General features: G+C 30.4%; 23 protein-coding genes and 1 pseudogene. 8 read left to right on the plus strand and 16 right to left on the minus strand.

Annotated elements, in window-relative coordinates:
• Positions 1–159: 159 nt before the first annotated feature.
• From AJN64_RS05745 to dnaK, 5 genes are all read left to right on the plus strand, one after another.
• Positions 160–1,341: a hypothetical protein gene (locus AJN64_RS05745; protein ID WP_053872881.1), complete on the plus strand. Its 1,182-nt coding sequence runs from the start codon at positions 160–162 to the stop codon at positions 1,339–1,341.
• A gap of 208 nt (positions 1,342–1,549) precedes the next feature.
• The gene (locus AJN64_RS05750; RefSeq protein ID WP_053872909.1) at positions 1,550–2,341 is read left to right on the plus strand and encodes an HrcA family transcriptional regulator; all 792 of its coding nucleotides are present in this window, start codon (positions 1,550–1,552) and stop codon (positions 2,339–2,341) included.
• The gene (gene grpE, locus AJN64_RS05755) at positions 2,338–2,868 is read left to right on the plus strand and encodes a nucleotide exchange factor GrpE (protein ID WP_070292793.1); all 531 of its coding nucleotides are present in this window, start codon (positions 2,338–2,340) and stop codon (positions 2,866–2,868) included. Before AJN64_RS05750 ends, grpE begins: the two co-directional genes overlap by 4 nt.
• A 21-nt stretch (positions 2,869–2,889) precedes the next feature.
• Positions 2,890–3,108: a hypothetical protein gene (locus AJN64_RS05760; protein WP_002882525.1), complete on the plus strand. Its 219-nt coding sequence runs from the start codon at positions 2,890–2,892 to the stop codon at positions 3,106–3,108.
• A 45-nt stretch (positions 3,109–3,153) separates the two neighbouring features.
• Positions 3,154–5,025 carry a molecular chaperone DnaK gene (dnaK, locus tag AJN64_RS05765; RefSeq protein WP_070248291.1) on the plus strand — a complete coding sequence of 624 codons (1,872 nt, stop codon included), beginning with the start codon at positions 3,154–3,156 and terminating at the stop codon, positions 5,023–5,025.
• A gap of 57 nt (positions 5,026–5,082) precedes the next feature.
• Here the strand turns inward: dnaK and AJN64_RS05770 are convergent, their stop codons facing one another.
• The gene (locus tag AJN64_RS05770; protein ID WP_410002377.1) at positions 5,083–5,913 is read right to left on the minus strand and encodes a flagellar basal body-associated FliL family protein; all 831 of its coding nucleotides are present in this window, start codon (positions 5,911–5,913) and stop codon (positions 5,083–5,085) included.
• Positions 5,914–6,029: 116 nt separating this feature from the next.
• Here AJN64_RS05770 and AJN64_RS05775 point away from each other — a divergent pair.
• Both AJN64_RS05775 and AJN64_RS05780 read left to right on the plus strand, forming a co-directional pair.
• Positions 6,030–7,028, plus strand: a pseudogene (locus tag AJN64_RS05775) (MBL fold metallo-hydrolase).
• A 93-nt stretch (positions 7,029–7,121) separates the two neighbouring features.
• Positions 7,122–7,463: a cupin domain-containing protein gene (locus AJN64_RS05780; RefSeq protein ID WP_053872387.1), complete on the plus strand. Its 342-nt coding sequence runs from the start codon at positions 7,122–7,124 to the stop codon at positions 7,461–7,463.
• A gap of 22 nt (positions 7,464–7,485) precedes the next feature.
• Here AJN64_RS05780 and AJN64_RS05785 read toward each other — a convergent pair whose 3' ends face one another.
• From AJN64_RS05785 to AJN64_RS05855, 15 genes are all read right to left on the minus strand, one after another.
• Positions 7,486–8,652 carry a pyridoxal phosphate-dependent aminotransferase gene (locus tag AJN64_RS05785; protein WP_053872386.1) on the minus strand — a complete coding sequence of 389 codons (1,167 nt, stop codon included), beginning with the start codon at positions 8,650–8,652 and terminating at the stop codon, positions 7,486–7,488.
• A gap of 170 nt (positions 8,653–8,822) precedes the next feature.
• Positions 8,823–9,461, minus strand: coding sequence for a serine O-acetyltransferase (gene cysE, locus AJN64_RS05790; protein ID WP_053872625.1), 639 nt, complete (start codon positions 9,459–9,461; stop codon positions 8,823–8,825).
• Positions 9,462–11,297 carry a biosynthetic arginine decarboxylase gene (gene speA, locus AJN64_RS05795; protein WP_052800041.1) on the minus strand — a complete coding sequence of 612 codons (1,836 nt, stop codon included), beginning with the start codon at positions 11,295–11,297 and terminating at the stop codon, positions 9,462–9,464.
• On the minus strand, positions 11,294–12,520 hold the full coding sequence (hisS, locus tag AJN64_RS05800) for a histidine--tRNA ligase (RefSeq protein WP_053872623.1): 1,227 nt from the start codon (positions 12,518–12,520) through the stop codon (positions 11,294–11,296). Before hisS ends, speA begins: the two co-directional genes overlap by 4 nt.
• Positions 12,517–13,095 carry a dTMP kinase gene (gene tmk / locus AJN64_RS05805; RefSeq protein WP_044780304.1) on the minus strand — a complete coding sequence of 193 codons (579 nt, stop codon included), beginning with the start codon at positions 13,093–13,095 and terminating at the stop codon, positions 12,517–12,519. Before tmk ends, hisS begins: the two co-directional genes overlap by 4 nt.
• A complete protein-coding gene (coaD, locus tag AJN64_RS05810) occupies positions 13,086–13,562 on the minus strand; it encodes a pantetheine-phosphate adenylyltransferase (protein ID WP_002852633.1) in 477 nt (158 codons plus the stop codon). Before coaD ends, tmk begins: the two co-directional genes overlap by 10 nt.
• A 39-nt stretch (positions 13,563–13,601) precedes the next feature.
• Positions 13,602–14,165 (minus strand): UbiX family flavin prenyltransferase, encoded by a 564-nt coding sequence (locus AJN64_RS05815; RefSeq protein WP_002871446.1) that lies wholly within the window; start codon positions 14,163–14,165, stop codon positions 13,602–13,604.
• Positions 14,162–14,824, minus strand: coding sequence for a flagellar basal body P-ring formation chaperone FlgA (flgA, locus tag AJN64_RS05820; protein ID WP_044794552.1), 663 nt, complete (start codon positions 14,822–14,824; stop codon positions 14,162–14,164). Before flgA ends, AJN64_RS05815 begins: the two co-directional genes overlap by 4 nt.
• A gap of 83 nt (positions 14,825–14,907) precedes the next feature.
• Complete coding sequence (locus AJN64_RS05825) at positions 14,908–15,684, minus strand: MetQ/NlpA family ABC transporter substrate-binding protein (protein WP_070252903.1); 777 nt, start codon at positions 15,682–15,684, stop codon at positions 14,908–14,910.
• Between the two features lie 9 nt (positions 15,685–15,693).
• Entirely contained in the window at positions 15,694–16,464 is a 771-nt protein-coding gene (locus tag AJN64_RS05830) for a MetQ/NlpA family ABC transporter substrate-binding protein (protein WP_053872593.1), read from the minus strand.
• A gap of 47 nt (positions 16,465–16,511) precedes the next feature.
• Positions 16,512–17,285, minus strand: a complete 774-nt coding sequence (locus AJN64_RS05835; protein WP_044779442.1) for a MetQ/NlpA family ABC transporter substrate-binding protein — start codon at positions 17,283–17,285, stop codon at positions 16,512–16,514.
• Positions 17,286–17,476: 191 nt separating this feature from the next.
• Positions 17,477–18,388, minus strand: a complete 912-nt coding sequence (locus AJN64_RS05840; RefSeq protein WP_053872592.1) for a methionine ABC transporter permease — start codon at positions 18,386–18,388, stop codon at positions 17,477–17,479.
• A complete protein-coding gene (locus AJN64_RS05845) occupies positions 18,385–19,395 on the minus strand; it encodes a methionine ABC transporter ATP-binding protein (protein WP_053872591.1) in 1,011 nt (336 codons plus the stop codon). The genes AJN64_RS05840 and AJN64_RS05845 overlap by 4 nt, the downstream gene beginning before the upstream one ends.
• Before the next feature lie 4 nt (positions 19,396–19,399).
• A complete protein-coding gene (locus tag AJN64_RS05850; RefSeq protein ID WP_044780309.1) occupies positions 19,400–22,012 on the minus strand; it encodes a valine--tRNA ligase in 2,613 nt (870 codons plus the stop codon).
• Positions 22,013–22,034: 22 nt separating this feature from the next.
• The gene (locus AJN64_RS05855) at positions 22,035–23,054 is read right to left on the minus strand and encodes a hypothetical protein (RefSeq protein ID WP_002861422.1); all 1,020 of its coding nucleotides are present in this window, start codon (positions 23,052–23,054) and stop codon (positions 22,035–22,037) included.
• A 128-nt stretch (positions 23,055–23,182) separates the two neighbouring features.
• On the opposite strand from AJN64_RS05855, the gene AJN64_RS05860 reads away from it, so the two are divergent.
• Positions 23,183–25,213, plus strand: coding sequence for an ATP-dependent helicase (locus tag AJN64_RS05860; RefSeq protein WP_070292794.1), 2,031 nt, complete (start codon positions 23,183–23,185; stop codon positions 25,211–25,213).
• Positions 25,214–25,230: the final 17 nt, after the last annotated feature.

Consider the following 25,230-nt stretch of genomic DNA (forward strand, 5'->3'; position numbering starts at 1 on the left):
AAAGAGTTTGTTGCTGGTTAGGGTTTTTAGAGAGAATAGGGTGTTTTTAGGGGTTTGGAAAGTAATAGAGGATAAAAATTTAAAATTTTCTAAGTTAAAATTACGTAAAATATACTAGCAATATTTTTGAAAAGATGTCGAAAATTTGAAGGCATCAAAATGGATTTTATAAAATTTCTTAATCATTTTCAACCCATATCTAAATCTTCTCAGCAAGCTAGTGTATATAAATCTTTTAAGTTGAATTTAAAACCAAAGATTCTTAATGAAAAAGACGAAAATTCCTCTTCATTTCAAGATCAAAAAACAGATGTAGCTCAAACTATGCTTCAAAGATTAGAAGATGAAAAAGTTTTCAATCAAAAGGTAAGTGATAAAGTGAAAAAAGCTGAAAGAGGTATGACTACTATATATTTTAGAGATCCTATTACAAATAAACTCGTTCGTAGTGCTTTAAGTTCAACAGCCATCAATAAAATGGGGATTGAATTTGACAAAGAAGATATGACTAAAAGACTTGATGGATCATATATATTAAGTGGAAAAGCTGAAAATTTCGTGGCTGGATGGTATGCTGATATAGCATATACTAGAGCTTATGTGGCTAGCGATAGAAATAATGATGGATATTTAGAAGATTATGAGCTTGAAGATACGAAAAGTGGTTTTGTAGCACAGGAAACAAATTTAGGACTTTTTGTGCAATCTTATACACAATTAAATGGTAGCGTGGATACTCTATTTGGTTTTGAAAAAGATTTTAGAGAAATGCGTCCAGATGATACTAAAGATACAGATTATGCTGGTAGAACTATAGGTTTAGAGCTTGATAAAATGATAAGAAAAGATGGAGATTTTAATGGAGAGCTTAGTTTTAGCGAGACAGGCATGCAAGTAGTAAAAACCAAAGCTCCAAATTCTGGATGGACTGAAAGCGTAGGTATGTTAACTTTAACTAAATTTAATCAAACTAATACAATAGAAATTAAAGATATCTTGGATAAATTAGGTAAAGGTGTAAAATATGATGATTTAAGTGAAGATGAAAAATCTTTACTTAAAATGCAATTATCTGATAAAATTTTTGATGAAGTTAAAGATGAAGAAACTGGTAATAAAAAACTTGTTTTTAATCCGGATAAATTTAAAATTTTCTATGAAGGTTTTGTGGATTTATTTAAACAAAGAAGTGTAAAAATGCTAGGTTTAAAACCTGAAGATACAACTAAACTTAATTATGACAATCTTGGTGAAATTGTCAACGAAATGAAGCAAACTTATTTTGATACAAATTCTACAAGTTATGGAAAAATAGCTGATTTAATTAAAATTTGGGCTTAGTTCTTATAATTGTCTTATAAAGTGTATTGTTATTTTTATTTTGATATATTGTATTCTTATAAAAAAGTAACTAATAAAAGTTTAGCCATATAGACTAAATAAAATTAAGTATATTTTTTTATATTTATACTTGACAAAATAACACTCAATGTTGTATAATACTTCTAGCAATCAAAAAATAGAGTGCTAAAAATTTAAGGAAAGAGCTATGAAAAGCCGAGATAAAAAGGGTTTGATTTTAGATTCTATCATCCAAACTTATCTTTTAGATAATGTTCCTATTGGTTCAAATGAATTGAATTTAAATCTTTGCATCCCTGCTTCAACTATACGCGTCTATCTTAAAAGGCTTAGCGACGAGGGTTTGATCACTCAGCTTCATATAAGTAGTGGTAGAATTCCTACTATTTTGACAATGCAAAATTACTGGCAAAGTTTTTGGAAAACAGAACAAGATCAAGATATCAATATCAAAAGTGAGAATTTTTTAAAAGAATTGAGCAAAGAATTTGAAATTTATTGTCTTGTTTATGGTGGTAGAAGCTTAGTGCTTAAAGAAGTGCTTGATCTAAATGCTAAGTTTATAGTGCTTGATTTTAAAGAAGAAGAGCTCGTTTTAAAATATGAAAAAGAAGCATGGAAATTTTTACAAAGTCTTATAGGATTGGATCTTTTTAGTATAGAAAAAATAGCTTTGAGAGTTCATTTTATGGATCTTGTAGAAAAAATAGCTAGCTTAAGACAAAATTTGATTTGCTATAGAAGCAATGAAGAAAGAGCTTATCAAATTTATCAAAATGATGAATTTGTTAAGCTCTTAGATTGTGGAGTTCATCGTTATTTTAAAGAAAGTCTTGAATTTGAACCTTTATTTAAAGAAGGTTTTATGGGGCTTAAGGTGGATGCGCAGTTTTTGGGCGAAGATGTAAATATTATCTTAGCAGGTAGTGTTTATACGGATTATAAAAAAATATTACAATACATAAAGGAGGCGGCGTGAGCGAGCAAAAGCAAGAATTTGAAAACGAAAACGCAGAAAATTCTGAACATTTGCAAGATGAGAATTTGCAAAATATCGAAGATGTTGAGCAAAACAAATTGCAAAAAGACTATGATGAATTAAAAGACAAATATATGCGTGCAAACGCTGAATTTGAAAATATTAAAAAAAGAATGGAAAAAGAAAAGCTAAGTGCTATGGCTTATGCAAATGAAAGCTTTGCAAAGGATTTGCTTGATGTTTTAGATGCTTTAGAAGCAGCTATCAATGTCGAATGCCATGATGAAATTAACTTAAAAATCAAAGAAGGAGTGCAAAATACTTTAGATTTGTTTCTTAAAAAATTTGAAAAGCATGGAGTGGCTCTTATTAAAGAAGAAAAAGAGTTCGATCCAAATTTACATGAGGCAATGTTTCATGTAGATAGTGAAAATCATCAAAGTGGTGAAGTGGTTACCGTGCTTCAAAAAGGCTATAAAATAGCCGATCGCGTAATCCGCCCAACTAAAGTTAGTGTAGCAAAATAAATTTTAATAAAAGGAATTGTAGTGGCAAAACAAAAAAAAGATAGTGGAAAAAGATATACTAAAGAAGAGATTATATCTATTAAAAACTATATAGACAAAAATGGAAGTTTCAGAACCTACGAGGATGGAAATCAGTATGCTGAAATTCATCTTGAGAATACTGGAAAAGATAGATCAGGGCATGCTCTTTATATGTGTGCTTGGAGGATTGAAAATGGGGAATATGATTCTTACTTTTAAAGAGATAAAAATTTAATATATAAATTTCAATATAAAGGATAAATAATGAGTAAAGTTATAGGTATAGATTTAGGAACAACCAATTCTTGTGTTGCTGTGTATGAACGCGGTGAGAGTAAAGTAATCCCAAATAAAGAAGGTAAAAATACAACTCCTTCTGTGGTAGCTTTTACAGATAAAGGCGAGGTTTTAGTAGGAGATAGTGCAAAACGCCAAGCGGTAACTAACCCTGAAAAAACTATTTATTCTATTAAAAGAATTATGGGTTTGATGATCAATGAAGACGCGGCTAAAGAAGCTAAAAACAGACTTCCTTATCATATCACTGAAAGAAATGGCGCTTGTGCGATTGAGATCGCAGGTAAAATTTATACTCCGCAAGAAATTTCAGCAAAAGTTTTAATGAAACTAAAAGAAGATGCTGAGGCTTTCTTGGGCGAGAGTGTTGTAGATGCGGTTATTACCGTGCCTGCATATTTTAACGATGCGCAAAGAAAAGCGACAAAAGAAGCAGGAACGATAGCAGGACTTAATGTATTAAGAATTATCAATGAGCCTACTTCAGCAGCTCTAGCTTATGGACTTGATAAAAAAGATAGTGAAAAAATTGTGGTTTATGATCTAGGTGGGGGAACTTTTGACGTTACTGTGCTTGAAACTGGCGATAATGTAGTAGAAGTTTTAGCAACAGGTGGTAATGCTTTCTTAGGGGGTGATGATTTTGATAATAAACTTATAGATTTTCTAGCTAATGAATTTAAAGATGAAACAGGCATAGATCTTAAAAATGATGTTATGGCTTTACAACGCTTGAAAGAAGCAGCAGAAAACGCTAAAAAAGAATTAAGTTCAGCTAATGAAACTGAAATTAATTTACCATTTATCACAGCAGATGCAAGTGGGCCAAAACATTTGGTTAAAAAACTTACTAGAGCTAAATTTGAAGGTATGATTGATTCTTTAGTAGCTGAAACCATCACTAAAATCAATGAAGTAGTAAGCGATGCAGGGCTTAAAAAAGATGAGATCAAAGAAATTGTTATGGTAGGGGGTTCTACTCGTGTTCCTTTAGTGCAAGAAGAAGTGAAAAAAGCTTTTAATAAAGATCTTAATAAGTCTGTAAATCCTGATGAAGTTGTGGCTATTGGTGCGGCGATTCAAGGTGCGGTTATAAAAGGTGATGTAAAAGATGTGCTTTTACTTGATGTTACTCCGCTCTCTTTGGGTATAGAAACTCTAGGCGGGGTAATGACTAAGATTATCGAAAAAGGCACAACTATCCCAACTAAAAAAGAGCAAGTTTTCTCAACCGCTGAAGATAATCAAAGTGCTGTAACTATCAATGTTTTACAAGGGGAAAGAGAATTTAGCCGTGATAATAAATCTTTAGGAAATTTTAATCTTGAAGGAATTCCACCAGCACCACGTGGTATGCCACAAATCGAAGTTACTTTTGATATCGATGCAAATGGTATTTTAACTGTTAGCGCAAAAGATAAAGCAACAGGTAAGGCCCAAGAGATCAAAATCACAGGCTCAAGCGGACTTAGTGAAGAAGAAATTAACAACATGGTAAAAGATGCTGAACTTCACAAAGAAGAAGATAAAAAACGCAAAGAAGCTGTAGATGCTAGAAATGCAGCTGATAGCTTGGCTCATCAAGTAGAAAAATCTTTAAGTGAGTTGGGTGAAAAAGTTGCTGCTACTGATAAAGAAAATATCCAAAAAGCTCTTGATGATTTGCGTGAGACTTTGAAAAATCAAAATGCAAGCAAAGAAGAGATTGAAAGCAAAATGAAAGCTTTAAGTGAAGTTTCTCATAAATTAGCTGAAAACATGTATAAAAAAGATGAGCCAAATGCAGCGAACGATAAAAAGAAAAAAGATGACGATGTAATCGACGCTGAAGTTGAGTAATCTTTCAAAATCTTCATTCAAGCCTTTTTAAAAGGCTTGAAAATTTTTTAAAAATTTTTAGGAAATGACAAAATCTTTAAAATATAATCCTTTTATTAGCTTACTACCTAATTTTTCATTGATTTTTTTAAGCAATTCTCTTTGAAGTTCTAATTTAAAATCAGATAATTCATTTTCTTGTATTTCTTTTGCTAGAATGGTTTGAATAATGATATCTCTAATAACAGGCAAAATTCTTGTAAAATTTTCTGAAGAAATCTTACCTGTTAATTCTAAATCAATAGCACAATGTATATATTTTTGTCTGCCAGATTGTGATAGGTTAAGAGTAAAAGGTTCTAGGGAATAAAAATAGTTTGTATGAAAGCTATACGAAGAATTTTCTTGTCTTATATTTTTAGAAGATTTATTAAGTAAAAAGTAGGTGATAAAAACAATGCAAGATAAAATACATATAAATAAAAAAATAATCAATACTTCCAGTGGTTTTAGTATTTTTTTCTTGGTGCTTTTTTCTTTTGAAATAAAATTGAAATTATGTGGATTATTTTTAAAATTAACAATATTTTGTTTGAGCTTTGGCAAATCATAGCGAATAAGGTTTGTTACGATATTTAAATCCATAGCTTGACTATTATGAGTCGCAATATTTCTACTTTTTGAGAGTCTTTTCATATCTTCTTCGCGAAAAATTACCATAACTTCAGTATCTTCGCTATCTTGAATATTTTTTATTGTTTCTTTAATATTGATTAGGGACATGAAAATAGCTTTTTGTTTGGTTTCATTTTTTAAAGCTTGCACAAGTTCGCCTTTAGTTTGTTCAAATATAAAATCAATTTCTTGAATTATTTTGTCTAATTTATATAAATTCTCTTTTTGCATCATTTTACCTAGTATTTAATTTACTTATTTTAACACAAGCAAACTAAAAACTTAGCAATAAAATAAAATTAGTCTAAAAACTTTTTAGATATAATCTTGATAAACATAAAAGGAAAAATTTGAATTTATCATTTAAAACCTTTGATATTTCAAATAATGAAAGATTAAAAGCTAAAAAAATACAGGGTAAAAAATATGAAATTTTTCTTAATGAAAATGAGCAAAGTCTTATAACTCCTAAAGTGTCTTTTAAAGAAATTTTGAGGTATTATTATCTTTATCCAAAAAATGCCATTCCTTCTTTTAAATTACCTTTTTTCAAGCCTGATTTGAGTGGTTTTAGCACCCCGCATATTACTTGGCTTGGATATTCTTCGCTTTTTATAAGTTTTAAAGAATATAAAATTTTGATTGATCCTGTTTTTAACACTCATGCTTCGCCTATTTCTTTTATCAATAAGGCTTTTAAAAATGCTCCTGTTTATAATGTAAATGATTTTAATGAAATTTTTGCTGTGATTATCACGCATTCGCATTTTGATCATTTAGATGCTAAGAGTGTAAAAGCTTTAAAAGATAAGGCTAAATTTTTTATTACACCTTTAAAAGTGGGAAATTATCTAAAAAGCTATGGGGTGAGTGAGAAAAAAATCATAGAGCTTGATTGGTGGAGTGGAATAGAATTTGATGATTTAAAAATCATTGCAACACCTGCACAGCACAGTTCAAGTAGAGGAGATGGTAAAAACAAAACCCTTTGGGCTTCTTTTGTGATGGAATTTTTAAGTGTAGATAAGAGAGTGTTTTTTAGTGCAGATGGAGGATATTTTACACATTTTAAAAAATAGGTGAATATTTTGGAAGTTTTGATCTAGCTTGTCTTGAAAGCGGACAGTTTAATATCGCTTGGCCATATTCACACTCTTTTCCTGGTCAAATTTTAAAAGAAGCGAAAGATCTTAATGCAAAGGCTGTCATGCCTATACATTGGGGGAGATTTTTAGCGGGAACTCATGCATGGAATGAGGTAGTAAAATTTTTTTTATGAAAATTTAGATTTACCCCTTATCACACCAAAAATGGGTGAGGCTTATGAAATAGGGGCTAAATTTAAATAGGATTTTTGGTGGAAAGAAGGATAAATTAACACAAGTTTATAATCTATATTTTGGTTTTTGCTATAGTTTTATAAAACTAAAAAAGGAGATTTTGTGAAAATCATTCAATGGAATAGGGCGGAATTTAGCCCAAAAGAAGTAAAAATCAATGTTTTAATTGACAATGAAAAAGGTAAAGAAATTCAAATTTTATTAGCTAAAGATAGTGTTGTGAAAGAGCATAAAGCTCCTTTTGCTATACATATTCAAGTTTTAAGCGGTAAAATTTGGTTTGAAGTGGAAAAGGAAAAATTTGAATTAAATGCTTTAGATATGATAAGCCTAGAGGCAAATATAGCGCATTCTTTAGGTGGATTAGAAAATTCTATAATAAGATTGAGTTTAAATAAATCAGATAGTATTCAAAGAGTAAATGCTGTGCTTAAAAAGCCTTAAAGTAATTTTAAGGCTTTAGGGCTTAATAAGAAGCAATGAAATTTGCTATTCTTTCTAAACCTTTTTTGATAAGCTCATCGCTTGTGGCATAAGAAAGCCTAAAATATCCATCCATTCCAAAACCTATACCTGGAACAACGGCAACTTTTTCTTGTTCAAGCAATTTTTGGCAAAATTTCATAGAATCTTTTTCTATTTTTTGTATATTTACAAAAAGATAAAAAGCACCTTCTGGTTTATAAACGCTGATATTTGGGATTTGTTTAAGCATATCTAAGGCTAAGTTACGGCGTTTTTCAAAGGCTTGAAGCATTTTTTCTATATCTTTATCACATTCTCCATTTAAAGCAGGAATGGCTGCATGTTGAGTAATGGAGCAAATATTTGAAGTGCTTTGTCCTTGAAGTCTTTTAACGGCTGAAATTAGGGCTTTATTTTTGCTTGCCATATAGCCAAAACGCCATCCTGGCATAGCTCCACATTTGCTAAGTCCGTTAATGGTCACGGTGCGTTTTAAAGCATCTTCGCTTACACTTGCAAAAGCTACAAAATCAAAACCATCATAGCGAAGTTTTTCATACATTTCATCACTTAAAACAGTAATTTGCGTTCCTTCTAGAATTTTAGCAATTTGAGTTAATTCTTCTTTAGAATAAATCGATCCCACAGGATTTGAAGGAGAATTTAGCATCAAAACTTTGGTTTTAGCTGTGATAGCTTTTTTTAATTGTTCAGCGGTAATTTTAAAGCCATTTTCTTCTAAGCCTTCTATAAATACAGGTTTTCCACCTGCAAATTTTACCATTTCAGGATAGCTTACCCAGTAAGGACTAGGAATAATCACTTCATCATCTTTTTCTACTAAACATTCTATACATTCAAAAAGAGAGTGTTTTGCACCTACATTGGTGATGATTTCATTTGTTTCGTAATCAAGATTATTATCTTTTTTAAATTTGATTTGAATAGCTTTTAATACTTCAGGAATTCCCGCAACAGCAGTGTATTTTCCACATCCTTTTTCAATAGCACTTATAGCGGCATTTTTGATGGTTTGCGGTGTGTCAAAATCAGGTTCGCCTGCTGAAAAACTAATGATATCCTCGCCTTTAGCTTTAAGTTCATTGGCAAGTGCGGTGATAGCTAAAGTGATAGATTCTTCTAAAACTTGAGATCTTTTTGTAAGCATTTTTCAATCCTTAATAATTTTTGTTTAATTTTAGCAGAAAATTGCATTTTTGTAATAAATTTAATTTAAAAATGAGTTATAAAATTCAATAAATGTGAAAATTTGTATTAATTTTTAGGAAAAATTAATACGCATAATAATACATATAATTTTATGTATTATAAAAATTATTATTTTTGTGATTCAGGTCGTTTTAATATAAGATTTTCAAGTTCTAAAATTTTATTTTCTAGCTTTTCTAATTTATCATCGCAATTTGCATCTATGGCTCTAATGTTTTTATTTTTACGCTCTTCGATAATATAAGCAGGAATTCCAACGGCAGTTAAATTTGCACCTACATCTTTAACCACTACAGCATTTGAGCCTATTTTGGCATTTTCTCCTATGGTGATATTGCCAAGTATTTTTGCGCCTGAACCTATGATTACTCCTTTTTTTATGGTTGGATGACGTTTAGTGCCTTTTTCAAGACTTGTTCCGCCTAAAGTAACGCCTTGATAAATCAAAACATCATCTTCTATGATTGCTGTTTGGCCTATAACCACTCCATTGGCATGATCTATAAAAACACGCCTTCCAAGTTCTGCACCAGGGTGCAAATCTACTCCAGTTAGAAATTGTGAAATTCCGCTAATCATCCTAGCAATGCGTTTAAAATTTCTTATGTAAAAAAAATGTGCAAAGCGGTAATTTACTACAGCCCATACTCCAGGGTAATTAAAAAAAAGTTCTATACAAGAATTAAAAGCTGGATCTTGTGCCTTTGGTTGAGAAAAATCTTCTTTTATAATACCCCAAAAATTCATCTAAACTCCTATGCTTTTTAAATAACCATTATCATTTAAGAAAAGATAAAGTTCACCTAAAATATGCTTTTTTTGCTTGTCGTTGACAAGCTTAGAATTACTTATGCGTTCATTAAGTATATCCATGATAGCGTGTATATCATAGTCTAAATCTTCTAAGGCATCAAGTATGGATTGTGCTTCTATAATCCCCTCAACTTCATAGCCTTTTTCATTGATACTTATAATAGCTTCAGTAGGATGAGTAAAAAGATTGTGTTTCATTCCAAGTACTTCTTGATAGGCACCTACAAGGAAAAACCCTAGAAAATAATTTTCTTTTTCTACATCTACATCGTGTAAAAATAAAGGTTTATCTTTAGAGTATGAAATTTCTCCATCACTATCGCAGGTTATATCCCAAATACTCGCACTTCGAGTCGGTTCTTCATCTAAGCGATCAAGTGGCATGATGGGGAAATTCTGTTCTAAACCCCAAAAATCAGGCATGCTTTGAAAGAGTGAAAAATTTACCAAATACCTTTCTTGTACTTCATCTTGTATGGCAAGTAAATCCGCAGGATTTTGCTTATCGCCTAAAAGTAAGATAGCTTTTTTTGTAATCAAATGAGTTAAAATTTCAGCATTGGAGCGATCTTGTAAATCCACATAGCCTAAATCAAAAAGAGTTAAAATACTCTCTAAATGATCTATGCTATCGTGCAAGTATTCTAAAGCATTAGAAGGTTTTATACTTTTATAAAGATCATAAAGCTCATCGATAAGTTTTGGATTTTGTTTTTTAAGTATGAGTTTGTTTTCTGCATATTCTTGAGAAAAAAGTTCCAATACAGGAGCGATTAAAACAGCATGATTAGCTGCTACAAAACGCCCACTTTCTATGAAAATATCAGGTTCTAAATCTTTTTTTTGTTCGGCTATGTTTTTTAGGATAAAAACTACATCGTTAGCGTACTCCCTTAAGGTATAATTTCTACTTTTTTCATTTTTAAATTGTGAGTATTCCACAGCTAAACCGCCACCAAGATTGATAGCTTTTAGATTTTTAGCTCCCATTTTTCTAAGTTCTGTGTAAATATTTCCTGCTTCGTTTAAGGCTTTTTTTAAAGGATGAATTTCGGTAATTTGTGAGCCTAGATGAAAGTGAATCATGGTAAATTGTTCTAAAAGTTTGTTTTCTTTGAGTAAATTTACTGCTTCTATGAGTTCAGTGGATGTAAGTCCAAATTTAGAATTAATCCCACCGCTTTTTGCCCAAATTCCAACTCCAGCAGAATGCAAACGCACACGTAAGCCTATATTTGGTTTGGGTTTAAAGCGTTCTTTGGCTATGTCTATGATAGCTTCAAGTTCATTAAGTCCTTCTATGGTTAAAGTGATATTATGTCCCATTTCAGCTGCGATAAAGCCTATATTGATAAGTTCTCTATCTTTAAAGCCATTTACTGTAATAGGTGCGCCTTCGTTATTATAAGCCATAGCGAGTAAAAGCTCTGCCTTAGAACCTGCTTCAAGTCCGTAGTTATAGTCTTTTCCAAGCTTTACAAGATTTTTTACAAAACCAGGGTATTGATTGACCTTTAAAGGATAAACAGCGTTAAATCCTCCTTTATAGCCAAATTCTTTTCTTGCTTTATTGAAATTTCCGTAAATATTTTCAATTTGTTTTTGAATAAGATGAGGAAATCTTAAAAGTAAAGGCCCCTTGTATCCATCATCTCTTAATTCTTTAACTATATCAATAATAGCAGGTTTTTTCTCATGATTGATACAAACTTTACCATTTTTGATAATAAAATTTTCATTTCCCCAAATATCAATACCATAATCCATTATAAAACCTTCTTTAAGTCTGAAATTTTAATCATTTTTTCTTCTTTTTTTGCTAAATTTTTATAAAACAAACTTTCATTTTGTGCTTCATTTTCTCCCATACAAAGAAAAATTTCAGCATTATTTTTATCCGCGTTTTCGAGATGTTTAGCTAGTTTTCTTGCTTCATAGCTTAAAAGCACTTTATGTTCTTTTCTTAAATTTGTAGCGATATGCAAAAGTTTTTGGATATAAATTTCATCCATAGCACAAAGATAAATTCCTTCTCTTTGAACCTTTTCTTCTTTTTGTTCTAAAATGGCTATAATTCTTTCTATGCCCATGGCAAAACCTACACCAAAACCACTTTTTCCATCAAGATATTCAATAAGTCTATCATATCTTCCGCCCCCAGCAATAGCAGCTTTTGCACCAATTTTATCACTAATGAATTCAAAAGCCGTTTTAGAGTAGTAATCAAGCCCTCTAACAAGCTTAGAATCCACTTCAAAATCCACTCCATTTTCTTTTAAAATGCTTTGTAAAATTTCAAAGTCTTTTTGACAAGATGAGCATAAATTTTGATTTAAAAGCGGAGCATCGTTAAGTAAGCTTTGGCAATGTTCATTTTTACAGTCTAAAACACGAATAGGATTTAAGTTTTTTCTACGCAAACAATCCTCGCAAAAACCTTCTTTGCTATCTAAAAAATGTATTAAATTTTCACGATATTTTGGCATACATTTTAAACAGCCTAAAGAGTTAATCAGTAGTTTAAATTTAATATCCAAGCGTGAAAAAATTTCTACTAACATTAAAATAATACTTGCATCTTCATAAACGCTTGCATTTCCAAAACTTTCAACGCCAAATTGATGAAATTCTCTTAAGCGTCCCTTTTGGGGTCTTTCATAGCGGAACATAGAGCCATGATAAAACCATCTTTTCACACTAGTGTTTTTATCGAGTTTTTTTTCTATATAGGCACGCACCACCCCAGCAGTTCCTTCAGGACGCATGCAAACATGATTTTCGCCTTTATCGATAAATTCATACATTTCTTTACCTACTATATCAGAACTTTCTCCTACGCTTCTTTTAAAAAGGGTGCAAAGTTCTAAATGCGGTGTATTGATAAAAGTAAAGCCATAGTTTTTAGCTACTTCTTCACAGGTTTTAATCACTTTTTCATAATAATATGCATCTTTGTCTAATAAATCTTTCATTCCTTTTAAAGCGTTAATCATTGTAAAAATTCCTTTATTTGTTGGTGTAATTTTTCTTTACTTTCTTTTGCGTCAAGTGTTAAAATTTCTACAGAAATTTTTTCTTTTAAAAAATGAAGCACTTTTTCGAGTTTGTCCTGTACACTTAAAAAATACTCAATGCCACGTTTTTCTATACTATCTAGTTCTTTTTGACTGAGGCGTTCTTGGATAAGGTTTGCATCTCCTTTTAAAAAGATAATTTTTTGTGGAAAAAAATTTTCTAAAGCGAAACTATTTAAAGCAAAAAGTAAATCGTTTTCAAAATCTTTGGCATAAGCCATGCCTGAAATAAAACTTCTATCGCTAATAATGAGTTTGTTTTGATTGGTTTTTAAGATTTCTTCAAAATGTTGAGCACGATCAGCTAAAAAAAGCAAGAGTTCAGCTCTTTTGCTAATAGGAAGAGTTTTACTAAGTAAAATTTCTCTTAAATGTTTTCCAAGTTCTGTTCCACCAGGTTCGAGTGTGAAAATGGCGTCTTTATAAATTTCTTTTAAAAGTAAAATTTGCGTACTTTTTCCTACGCAGTCAATACCTTCAAAAACTACATACAAGATTGATCCTTTAAAAAAGGTAGAATTTCTTTTGGAACAAGAGAACTTACATCACCCCCATGTGCTACTATAGAACGCACAATAGAACTTGAAATAAAAGCATGTTTTAGACTTGGCATAAGATAAATGGTTTCCATATCTTCCCAAAGTGCGTGATTTGCATAGCCAATTTGCAATTCGTATTCAAAATCACTCACCGCTCTAAGTCCACGGATTATAGTATTAACTTTTAATTCTTTGGCTAAATCTACAAGTAAATTATCAAAAGCAATGATTTTAACATTTTTTAAATTTTGTGTTGCAAGCAGGGCTAGTTCTTTGCGTTTTTCTAAATCATAGCAAGGTTTTTTATGTTCACTTTTTGCTATGGCAACGATGACTTCATCAAAAATTTTTAAAGCTCGTTTGATAACATCTAAATGTCCGTTGGTAATAGGATCAAAAGTCCCAGGATATAAACAAGTCATTTTTGCTCCAATTTTTTTTAAAAATATAACAAATTTAAACTAAAAATTTTGCCATTTTTCATATAAATTGTGTTTTATTTCTAAAAGATCTAGCCATTTACCTACGATAAAATTTTCCATTTGTTCTAGATTGTTTGCTTTAGAATAACTTGCGATAATAGGAGGTGCGATAATAACTCCCATTTGGCTAAGTTTTAACATATGTTCTAAATTTAAAGTAGAAAAAGGCATTTCACGTACGCCTAAGATGAGTTTTTTTCTTTCTTTTAAGGCCACTGCTGCAGCACGCATTAAAAGAGTGTCTGCAAAACCAGCGTGAATTTTTGCTAAACTTGAAATCGAACAAGGAGCAATGATAGTTTTTTCTATTCCAAAAGATCCACTTGCTACACTTAGACTTAAATTTTTATCATCTAAAAAATGAGTGTATTTAAAATTTTCTTGACAAATTTCTTCTAAATTTGCTTCATTTTCAGCTTTGAAACTAAGTTTTGCACCTTGAGTTAAAATACAATAAAGTTCGCATTGATTTTCTAAATTTTTTAATAATTTTAAGCCTAAATTGACACTGCTTGAACCAGAAATTCCTAATAAAACCTTCATTGTATAATCATCCTATTTTTACCCACTACGATGCCTTGCATAACTTTACCTTCTTTGTTTTTTGCACGAATCCTTTCGCCCATATTTGCACTTTGCAAAGCCACAAGTTCGATTAAAACATCAACATTTGCTTCACTTAAAACTCCGATTATAGGATCATTTCGGCGTATTAAAGCTGTGGTTTTAAACATATTTGCTCTTAAAATGGCGTTTTTGTTAATATTGCTTTTAGCTACAAGATTATCTACATCATCTAAGGTTAAGGCATTTAAAGGAACTTTATCAAAATCAATCAATACGCTTTTATAGTCAAAAGCTCCAAGTTTATCTCCTCTTTTTATAGCGCGTTCGCTTTTTAAAACTTCTAAATTTGCTTGAATGAAATATCTAAAAAATACATTTTTTTGTATATTTTGCGGAGTTTTAAATTCAGCCCTTAAAAAGCCTTGTGCTTGATTAAAACGCCCATTAGCGATTCTTAGAAATTCATATTGATCAAAATCTTTAGGCAATGATGTTATTTTTAAATCAATTTGAGAAATTATAATTTTAGGAAAATTATTTCTAAATTCTTTAGCTAGTGCTGTTTTGATTTCTTCTAAACTAGTTGCTTGGATATAATTTATCACAATAAAAAAAGTTAAAAAAATAATTTTCATTTTTATCCTAAGAATTATAATGCAATAAATAGTATTTTAGCTTTTATAAGTTTAACAAAGCCTTTAGAAGGCTTTGTATAGAGTTAAAAAGTAGGGATAACAGAGCCTTTGTATTTTTCTATGATAAAATTTTTAATTTTATCGCTTGTTAAAATTTCTTTAATAACAAGACTTTTTTGACTTGTTTCTTCACCTTTTCTTGCAGCTAAAACAATAGCATATAAACTATCTTTATCTTCTATAAAAATACCATCTTTTAAAGGGTTTAAACCTGCTCCAAGAGCATAGTTTGTGGTAATAACAGCCAAATCAGTATCATTTAGGGCTCTTGGAAGTTGTGCGGCTTTAAGCTCTATAAATTTAAGTTTTTTTGGATTTTTACTTATGTCAATAGGGGTTTTAAGGGTGTTTTGACTTTTAAATTCTATTAAATTTGCTTTAGCTAGTAAATCAAGGGCTCTGCTTTCATTGGTAGCATCATTAGGTATAGCGATTTTAGCACCATTAGGAATGTCTTTTATATCTTTTATGGAGTTAGAATATATAGCCATAGGAACTAAAACAATAGCACCTAAAGAACTTAAATTTGTTCCTTTGTGGGTATTAAAATCATCTAAAAAAGGTTTATGCTGATATAAATTTGCATCTAAATCTTTCTCATTTAAAGCGATATTAGGTATATTATAGTCATTAAATTCCTTAACTATTAACTTCCAACCTTTTTCTTGAAATAAGGGTTTAGAGAAATTTAAAATTTCAGCATAAGGCGTTGGTGTTGCACCTATGATTATGGTTTTATCTGCCCCAAAACTAAGGCTAATTGTAAATAAAACACTTAAAAATATTTTTTTAATATTCATGCTATACTCCTAAAAAGCTGGGATTAATATATCTTTATAATGTTTATTAATGATGGCTTTAAATTTATCGCTTCTTAAAATTTCATCAATTACTTTGGTTTTTTCGCTATTTTTATCTTCTGAGCGTACCGCAACATAATTTACATAAGGGCTATTTTTATCTTCCCTAAAAATAGTATCTTTACTTGGATTCAGACCGGCTCCAAGTGCGAAATTAGAATTAATTATAGCAATATCAACATCATCTAAAGCTCTTGGAAGTTGTGCGGCTTTAAGTTCTATAAATTTAAGTTTTTTTGGATTTTTGTTTATGTCCAATGGGGTTTTTAGAGTATTTTTGTTAAGCTCTATTAATTTTGCTTTCTCTAAAAGCTCTAAAGCTCTGCTTTCATTGGTCGCATCATTAGGTATAGCAACTCTAGCACCTTCTTTAAGATTTTCTAAATTTTTGATTTTTTTACTATAAACTCCTACTGGAGCTATAAGTACAGGCGTTGTTGCAATTAAATTTGAACCTTTTTTTAGGTTGTATTCTTCTAAAAAAGGTTTGTGTTGATATAAATTTGCATCAAGTTCTTTTTCCTCTAATGCACGATTGGGCAAAATATAGTCTGAAAATTCTACTATTTTAAGCTCATACCCTTTGTTTTTAAAATCATCTTTCATTAGTTCTAGTAAGCTACCAAAAGGATTTGGAGTGGCTCCTATAGTAATGTTTTGTGCAAATAGGCTAGATAAATTTAGAATGCAAGCGAGTATAATAATTTTAAATAAATTCATAAAAACTCCTTTGTATTTAAAAAAAAGTCCCTAGGCAAGGGACAAAATTAAAAAGCAGGTAAAACAGATCCGTTGTATTTTTCTATGATAAATTGTTTGATTTTATCACTTTGTAGAGCTTGGATTAAGGCTTTGATTTTTGGATCGTTTTCATGTCCCACTCTTACAACAAGAATGTTTGCATACGGGCTTTCTTTATCTTCGATAAATACACTATCTTTTGCAGGATTTAGATTTGCAGAGAGAGCGTAGTTGGAATTAATTACAGCAAAATCAACATCATCTAAAGCTCTTGGAAGTTGTGCGGGCTTTAATTCTACAAATTTAATTTTTTTAGGATTGTTTATAATATCAAGAGGTGTTTTTAAAGCCTTATCTTTAAATTTTACCAAACCTTTTTTTGCAATAATATCTAAAGCTCTACTTTCATTGGTTGGATCATTTGGAATGGCGATTTTAACCCCTTCTTTAATATCATCTAGACTTTTATATTTCTTGGAGTAAACAGCCATAGGTTCTATGTGTATGGCAGCTACTTTGATAAGTTTGGTGCCTTTGTTTTTATTAAATTCTTCCAAATAAGGAGTATGTTGGAAAAAATTTGCATCGGCTTCTCCGTTATCAACAGCTAGATTGGGCAAAACATAATCTGTAAATTCTTTGATTTCAAGTTTATAGCCTTGTTTTTCTAAATCAGGTTTTGCTTGTTCTAGGATTTCAGCATGAGGAACAGGAGTTGCTGCAACTGTGATGATTTCTAATGCATTTGCATTAAGACTTAATGTTAAAATACTTGCTATAAATAAAGATTTGATTTTCATTTTTTTCCTTTTTAGTCATTTTGTGCTTGCTTTAATCTTAATAAATTCACTCTGACTATCAGGAAGAAGCGTATAAAAACTTGTTGATAGCCAGATTAACGCATCTGATACATCATTTTAATTCCTTTAATTTTTTGTTTAAATTTTACTTAAAAAAACTTATATTTATCTTAAAAGGAGATATAATCTCCTTATTTTTTGAAACCTTTATAAAGCAAACTTCCTAAAAATAAGATAAAAATAATTGCTTGCCAAAAGAAATTTTCATCATTGTTTATATTGATAACTATACTAACTCCAAGTAAAATCAATAGAGTGGCAATGATATATGTAGTTTTACTATTTTTAGCCCAAGTATAAAATAAATTACCTAGAATTTGAACTAACTGAACTAATATAAGTAAAATAACTACAGTTTGAATCATAACTTCTTTGTTAAATCTTTCATAACCATAGCGAATAGCGACATCTCCCAAACCTCCACCGCCGACAGTTCCAGCAAGAGCAGAAAAACCAATGGTAAAGATTAAAGTTAGAGTAATTCCGCTAATTATAGCAGGAAGAGCCTCACTAAAGATAACCTTGAAGATAATTTGAATATTGCTAGAGCCATAACTTTTTGCTGCTTCTATGATTCCTTTGTCTATTTCTTTAAAAGCACTTTCAAGCATCTTTGCCAAATAAGGAGCTATTCCGATAGCTAATGGAACTATGGCGGCATTTGTACCTATGCTGGTGCCTACTATGATTTTAGAAAGTGGTAAAAGAACAACTATAAGAATTAAAAATGGAAAGGCACGCAGTATATTTGTAATAAAATCTAAAATGCTATAAGCGATTTTATTTTCTTTAATTCCGTTTTTATCCCAAATAGCAAGTAAAATTCCAGGAATAATAGCCAATAAAAATCCAAATAGTACAGCCATTAAACTCATATAAATTGTTTCATTAAGTGCAGGTTTTAAAATGTTCTCATAATTTTCACTGAAACTTGTGATAGAACTTAAACTCACTTCTTTAATATCCTGCCAAGAAAATTCATTAAAAAATTGAGAAATTCTACCAAAAAAAGCACTGATGATAGAGATGTTTTCTTCATTCATGATGCCACCTCCCATAATACTCCACTTTTTTCTATGTAATCAAGAACCTTGTCTTTATCCTTTTCATTTATATTTATAACTAAATTTCCTAAGGCTTTTCCATTAAGTTTTTCTATTTTACCCCAAACTATGTTAAAGTCTATATTTAGAGTTCTTGCCATATGAGTGATGACGCTATTTTGGGCAACTTCTTTTGGAAAGTAAAGTTTGATATTAAGTCCGTGTTTAGGCAAAAAATCACTTTCTCCTAAAAATTCTTTCATTTTGGCATTAGGCTTTAAAAAAAGCTCATCAATTGCTCCACTTCCTATGATTTGTCCATGTTCAAGCAATAAAGCTTTTTGAGCTATGTCTTTTACCACATCCATTTCGTGAGTTACTAAAACAACAGTAATCCCAAATTCAGTATTGATTTTAGATATAAGCTCTAAAATATTTTTTGTAGTGTTTGGATCAAGAGCCGAAGTAGCTTCATCACTAAGTAAAATTTTTGGGTTTAAAGCTAAGGCTCTAGCAATAGCAACGCGTTGTTTTTGCCCCCCACTTAGTTCTCTTGGGTAGGATTTGTTTTTATGATCAAGTCCTACGATTTCAAGTAAAGAATTGACTTTTTGGGCAATTTCTTTTTCACTCATGTATTCTTTATTAAAAAGCTTGGCATGAAATTTACACTGAGTATAGTGTGTTCTTAAAGGTATAGCAACATTTTCAAATACATTTTTGCGCTCCATTAGGGCAAAATTTTGAAAAATCATCCCTATATCTTTTCTAAGCACTCTTAGCTCTTTTGATTTTTTTTGACTTAAATCTTTAATTTCTTGATCAAAGACTTTTAAGCTTCCTTCTTGATAATTCTCAAGTCCATTAATACATCTTAAAAGAGTGGATTTTCCAGCTCCACTATGACCTACTATGGCGTAAATTTCACCCTTTTTAATCTCCAAAGAAACATCGTTTATCACGAGTTCCTTGCCATAATATTTTTTTAAATTTTTTATTTTTATCAAATTTTCAACCTCTTAGATTTTGAAGTTCAACTGATATTTTTTCAAGCTGAATTTTTAAATTTTCTAGAGCTTCTTTATTTTGCTCCACCACCTCTTTAGGTGCGTTAGCAGTGAATTTTTCATTTGAAAGCATGGAGTTAAGCTTGAAGCTTTCTTTTTCAAGCTTATTTTTTTGATTTTCAAGTCTTGTTAAAATACCACTTAAATCAACATTTTCAAGCGTAATGAAAATTTCTAAATTCTCGCTAACATCACATATTGCCTTTGGTAATTTTTCTTCACTAAATTCTATTTGCTCGCACTTTGCGAGCATCATGATAAAATTCATATAAGCTTTGATTTCATTTTTGATTTTTTTATCGTTAAATTTGATATAAGCTTTTTCTATTTTAGAATTTCCAAGATCGATTAAACTTTTAGCACGGCGGATACCAACTATGCTTTCTATAAGTAAAGAAAAGATTTTTTCTATATTTTTATCTTGTTCTTTAAATTTTGGATATTTGCTTATCATAATAGAAGGGCTTGTTTTAAGTTCTGTATCGCTTAGTTTATGATATAAATATTCACTGATAAAAGGCATAAAAGGATTTAAGAGCTTTAAAGCTTCTTTGAAAATACTACCAAGTTCTTTAACGCTTGATTTTTCTGCTTTGCTAAGCTCTATACCCCAATCGCAAAAATCATCCCAAAAGAATTTATATAGAGTATTGGCTGCATCATTAAAGCGATAATTGTCTAAATTTTCTCTTACATCCTTAACACAAGTTTGAAATTTGGCATAAATATATTTTGCTAATTCTGAATGAAGTGTGATATTTTCCAAATCTTCAAATTTACTTTCATTTAAAAGCAGATAATTTGTAGCATTATAAATTTTATTTGTAAAATTTCTAACTTGTAAAAGTTTATCATTGCTAAGTTTAATATCGCGTCCTTGTATAGCAAGAAGTGCTAAAGTAAAGCGTAAAATATCGGCACTATATTCTTTAATACTTTCATTTGGATCGATGACATTTCCAAGACTTTTACTCATTTTTCTACCTTGCTCATCTTTCACAAGAGCGTGTAAATAAATATCTTTAAAAGGAAGTTGATGTAAGGCATTAGTGCTTTGAAACATCATTCTAGCCACCCAGAAAAATAAAATATCAAAACCTGTAATGAGTAAAGAATTGGGATAAAAATCTTTTAAATCCTTTTCAGACCAAATTTTATCTTTACCCCAATTTTCATTCCCCCAGCCTAGAGTACTCATAGCCCAAAGTCCTGAAGAAAACCAAGTATCAAGTACATCTTCATCTTGTTTGAAATTTTGACTTTGACATTTTGGACAAGTTTTAGGCGTATGTTGGCTTGCCCATTCATGAGAGCATTCGCAATAATACACAGGAATTTGATGCCCCCACCAAAGTTGTCTTGAAATACACCAATCTCTTAAATCTTTCATCCAAGCATTAAAGCTATTTATCCAGTGATTTGGATAAAATTTGCTTTCGCCAAGTGCAACTTTTTCTATACTTTCTTGGGCGATTTCTTTTTTTACAAACCATTGCTTGGAGATATAAGGTTCAACTACATTGTTGCAACGATAACAATATCCTACCTGATTATTATGTTCTTCTATTTTTTCTATAAAGCCAAGACTTTCAAGTTTGGCTACGATTTTTTCTCTTGCTTCTAAGCGTTCTAAACCTTGAAACTCTAAACAATGTTCGTTTAAAATTCCTTTTTCATTAAAAACGCTTATAAATTCTAAATTATGTCTAAGTCCTACTTCATAATCGTTCATGTCATGAGCGGGAGTAACTTTTACAACTCCTGTTCCAAATTCTTTTTCTACATGCTCATCAGCTATAATTTTAATGGCTTTTTTACTTATAGGCAAAATCACTTCTTTGCCCACAAATTTAGTATAGCGTTCATCGTCAGGATGTACCATAACTGCAGTATCGCCAAAAAAAGTTTCAGGACGCGTTGTGGCTACTACTAAAAATTCATCGCTATCTTTTAAAAAGTATTTAATATGATAAAGTTTTCCTTTGTTTTCTTTGTATTCAACTTCTATATCACTTAAAGCGCCATCGTGAGTACACCAATTTATCATGTAGTTTCCACGTACAATAAGTCTTTTATCATAAAGTTCTACAAAGGCTTTTTTTACGGCATTAACCAAACCTTCATCCATAGTAAAACGCAAGCGACTCCATGCAGGAGTGATGCCTAGTGTTCTCATTTGGTCTAAAATTTTTCCACCGCTTTGCTCTTTCCACTCCCAGACTTTTTCTATAAATTTTTCTCTACCTAGTTCTTCTTTTTTAATGCCTTGAGCAAGAAGTTGTTTTTCTACAACATTTTGAGTAGCAATACCTGCGTGATCAAGCCCTGGTTGATAAAGAACCTTATAGCCATCCATTCTTTTGTAACGCGTCATAATGTCTTGTAGAGTAAAAGTTAAAGCATGTCCTATGTGTAAAACTCCAGTGACATTAGGAGGAGGCATCATAATGCAGAAATTTTTATCTTTTTCTTGTATGGTTTTATTGCCATCGATCTCAAAATATCCGCGTTCTTCGCAAATTTGATAATACTCTTTTTCTAAATTTTTATCATACATTATTTGCCTTTATTGTTTTAGCTTATTTAATAGAGCTAATTTCTATAATTTCACAAAACGGGAAGAAATATTGTGCTGTATTAAGTCCAGTTTTCAAACTTTTGATATGTTTAGAAAAATCACTTCCTTTGCCATCTTTTTTAATTTGAAGTTTAAGTCTTTCTAAAATTTCTTCACGTGCTACATGTTCATTTAATTCTTTTGGATTGTTTAAATATGGGCTTAATCTATCTAAGCTAATATATTTATAAGCTTTTTTCATATCTGAAAAGATAATTTCTTTGTTATAGATAGTTAATTTCATTTCCCCTTTTGGTAGCATTTTAACAAAAATACTTAGATAATAATCTTTTGCATTATCTTGTATAACGCTTAGCATATCTTTTAACAGATTGATTCTATATTGGCTTAAAAATTTTCCATCTAAAATATAAACTTTCATATTTTCTGTACTAAGTTCAGGTTCTAAACGACTGTTTTTTCCTATGCTTAGATACTCTCTAGCGGTATTTAGATATTTATTTTTGTTTGACTTGTTTGATTGAAGTTCTTTTTTTACGGCTCTCTCTCTTTCTAAGATCTTTTGTTGTTTGCTGATTTCTTTTTTAAGAGCTTCTATTTTGGCTTGTTTATTTTCTTGTTTTAATTTTTCTTTATCCGTATCTAAAATTTGCTTATTTTCATTTGTATTAATATTATTACTTGTATTGGTGTCATTATTTAAGCTTTGATTGTTTTCGCTTATTGGCGTATTAAATGTATTGTTATTTAAGCTTTGATTTTCATCTAATGGGTTTGTTTCTTGCTTTTGGATGGTATTGTTATTAATATTTATATCTGATGAACTATTGTTGGTTTGGATCGAGGGCGAATAGGAATTATCGTAGTTATTAGTATACGATTTTTGCTCGGTGTAAGTGTTGGTGTTTAAGGTGTAATTCTTTGGTTTTGAATATTCAAAAAGATAATAATAGGTTCCACCTAATATCACAATAATAGCAATTAATATGCCAACAATAATAGAAAAAATTTTCAAATTCATTTGCTATCCCTTAAAAACAGAAAGTTAAATAATTTTAGCATTGTACTATAATCTAATATAAAGTAATTTTAAATTTTTATATTTTTAAGTAATTTTTTTTTATAATTTTAACTTTTATAAGGAAAATAATGCCACTTTCAAAATTAAATAATGAACAATATCTTGCTGCTACTGCTGATTTTGGACACAATCTTGTTATTGCAAGTGCAGGGACGGGAAAAACTTCTACTATTGTTGCAAGAATTTCTTATCTTTTAAGCAAGGGAGTGACACCTCAAAAAATTATGCTTTTGACTTTCACAAATAAAGCCAGTAAAGAAATGATAGGGCGTTTAGGGAAATTTTTTGATAAAAATATTACCAGTAAAATACTTGCAGGAACTTTTCATAGTACGGCTTATACCTTACTTAGAAATGCGGATAAAAATATAATTTTAAAGCAAGCAAGCGAGTTAAAAACTCTACTTAAAAGTGTCTATGAAAAAAGAACCTTTAGGCATTTAAGTGATATAAAACCTTATCAATCAAGTTATTTATATGATCTTTATTCTTTGTTTCAAAACAAAGCACACAATCAAGATTTTTATACTTGGTTTTGTCAAAACTATGAAGAACAAAGTATTTATGCTGAAATTTATGAAGATATTTTAAAAGAATATGATAATGAAAAAAAGCGTTTTAATTATGTAGATTTTAATGACTTACTTATCAATCTAAAAGAGCTTTTAAAAGAAGAAAAATATGAATTTGATGAAATTTTAGTGGACGAATATCAAGACACAAATACTTTGCAAAGTTCCTTAATAGAGGCTTTTCATAGTAAAAGTTTGTTTTGCGTAGGGGATTATGATCAAAGTATTTATGCTTTTAATGGAGCGGATATTAATATCATAGGTGGGTTTAAAGATCGTTTTAAAGATGCAAAAATTTTTTCTTTAAATAAAAACTACCGTTCATCAAGAAGTATTTTAGCTTTGGCTAATAAAGTGATTTTAAATAACGAAAGATTATATCCAAAAGAACTTATTGTTACAAGAAATGATGAGTTTAAAGCCCCATCTTTGCTTACTTTTGAAGAATTATTTGATCAGTATCAAAATATAGCCAAAATGATACTTACAAGCGGAGTAAGTTTGGAAGAAATTGCCGTGATTTTTCGCAACAACTCAAGTGCTGATGGGGTTGAAGTAGCTTTAAGGGAGCAGGGCATTGCAAGTGTGAGAAAGGGAAGTGGAAGTTTTTTTGAAAGTTTGGAAGTTAAAGCTTTTAGCTCCATGCTTGCGCTTGTGGTAAATCCTAAAGATATCATGGCTTTTATTCATTTGGTTCAATATACCAAAGGTGTGGGTGGAGTTTTAGCAAAAGAAATTTTTGACGCACTTTTAAAATTAGGGCATGGAAATTTAATAAAAGGTTTTTTAGATCCTGATAAAAATGTAAATTTGCAAAATCATCAAAAAAGAAATTATCAACTTGGGCTTTTTGCAGATTTGGAAGAATTAGCCAGCGAAACTCGTTTTAAATTTGAGAGTGAATTTGATGCACATCCTATTTTAAGACTTTCAAAAATCAATGATTTGTGCGCTAGAAATTTGGAAAAAATCTATCTTTTTTTAAAAAAAGCTATGGAAATAAAACATTCTTTGACTTTAGTCAATTTAATTTGTGAAAATTCTTTTTATAGAGAAATTTGCGAAGAACTTGCAATCAAAAGAGCGACAAATAAAGCAGGGCAGGTGGATTTATTAAGAAAGAGTGAAAATTTAGAAAAAATAGAAACAAAATTCAATGTTTTAAAAGAGCTTACAAAAAATTATAGCGATATTTACAAGTATTATAATTTTCTAACTTTAGGTGCAAGCGAAATGAGTAGTGGCAAAGGAGTTAATTTGCTTAGCGTGCATGCAAGTAAGGGCTTGGAATTTGATCTTGTTTTTGTGATTGATCTTGCGCAAGGTCGCTTTCCTAATCAAAAGCTTATGGGAATGGGTGGAAGCTTAGAAGAAGAAAGAAGACTTTTTTATGTTGCGGTAACTAGGGCAAAAAATATACTTTATTTAAGTTATGCTAAATATGATAAAAACAAAAAAACTTCTTTTGCTCCTTCTCGTTTTCTTATAGAAGCAGGGCTTTGCAAGGGAGAGTTAACTATAGATTGATAGAATTTTCTTTCAAG

This window comes from Campylobacter sp. BCW_4332 (assembly GCF_001763175.1).
GTDB classification, from domain to species: domain Bacteria; phylum Campylobacterota; class Campylobacteria; order Campylobacterales; family Campylobacteraceae; genus Campylobacter_D; species Campylobacter_D jejuni.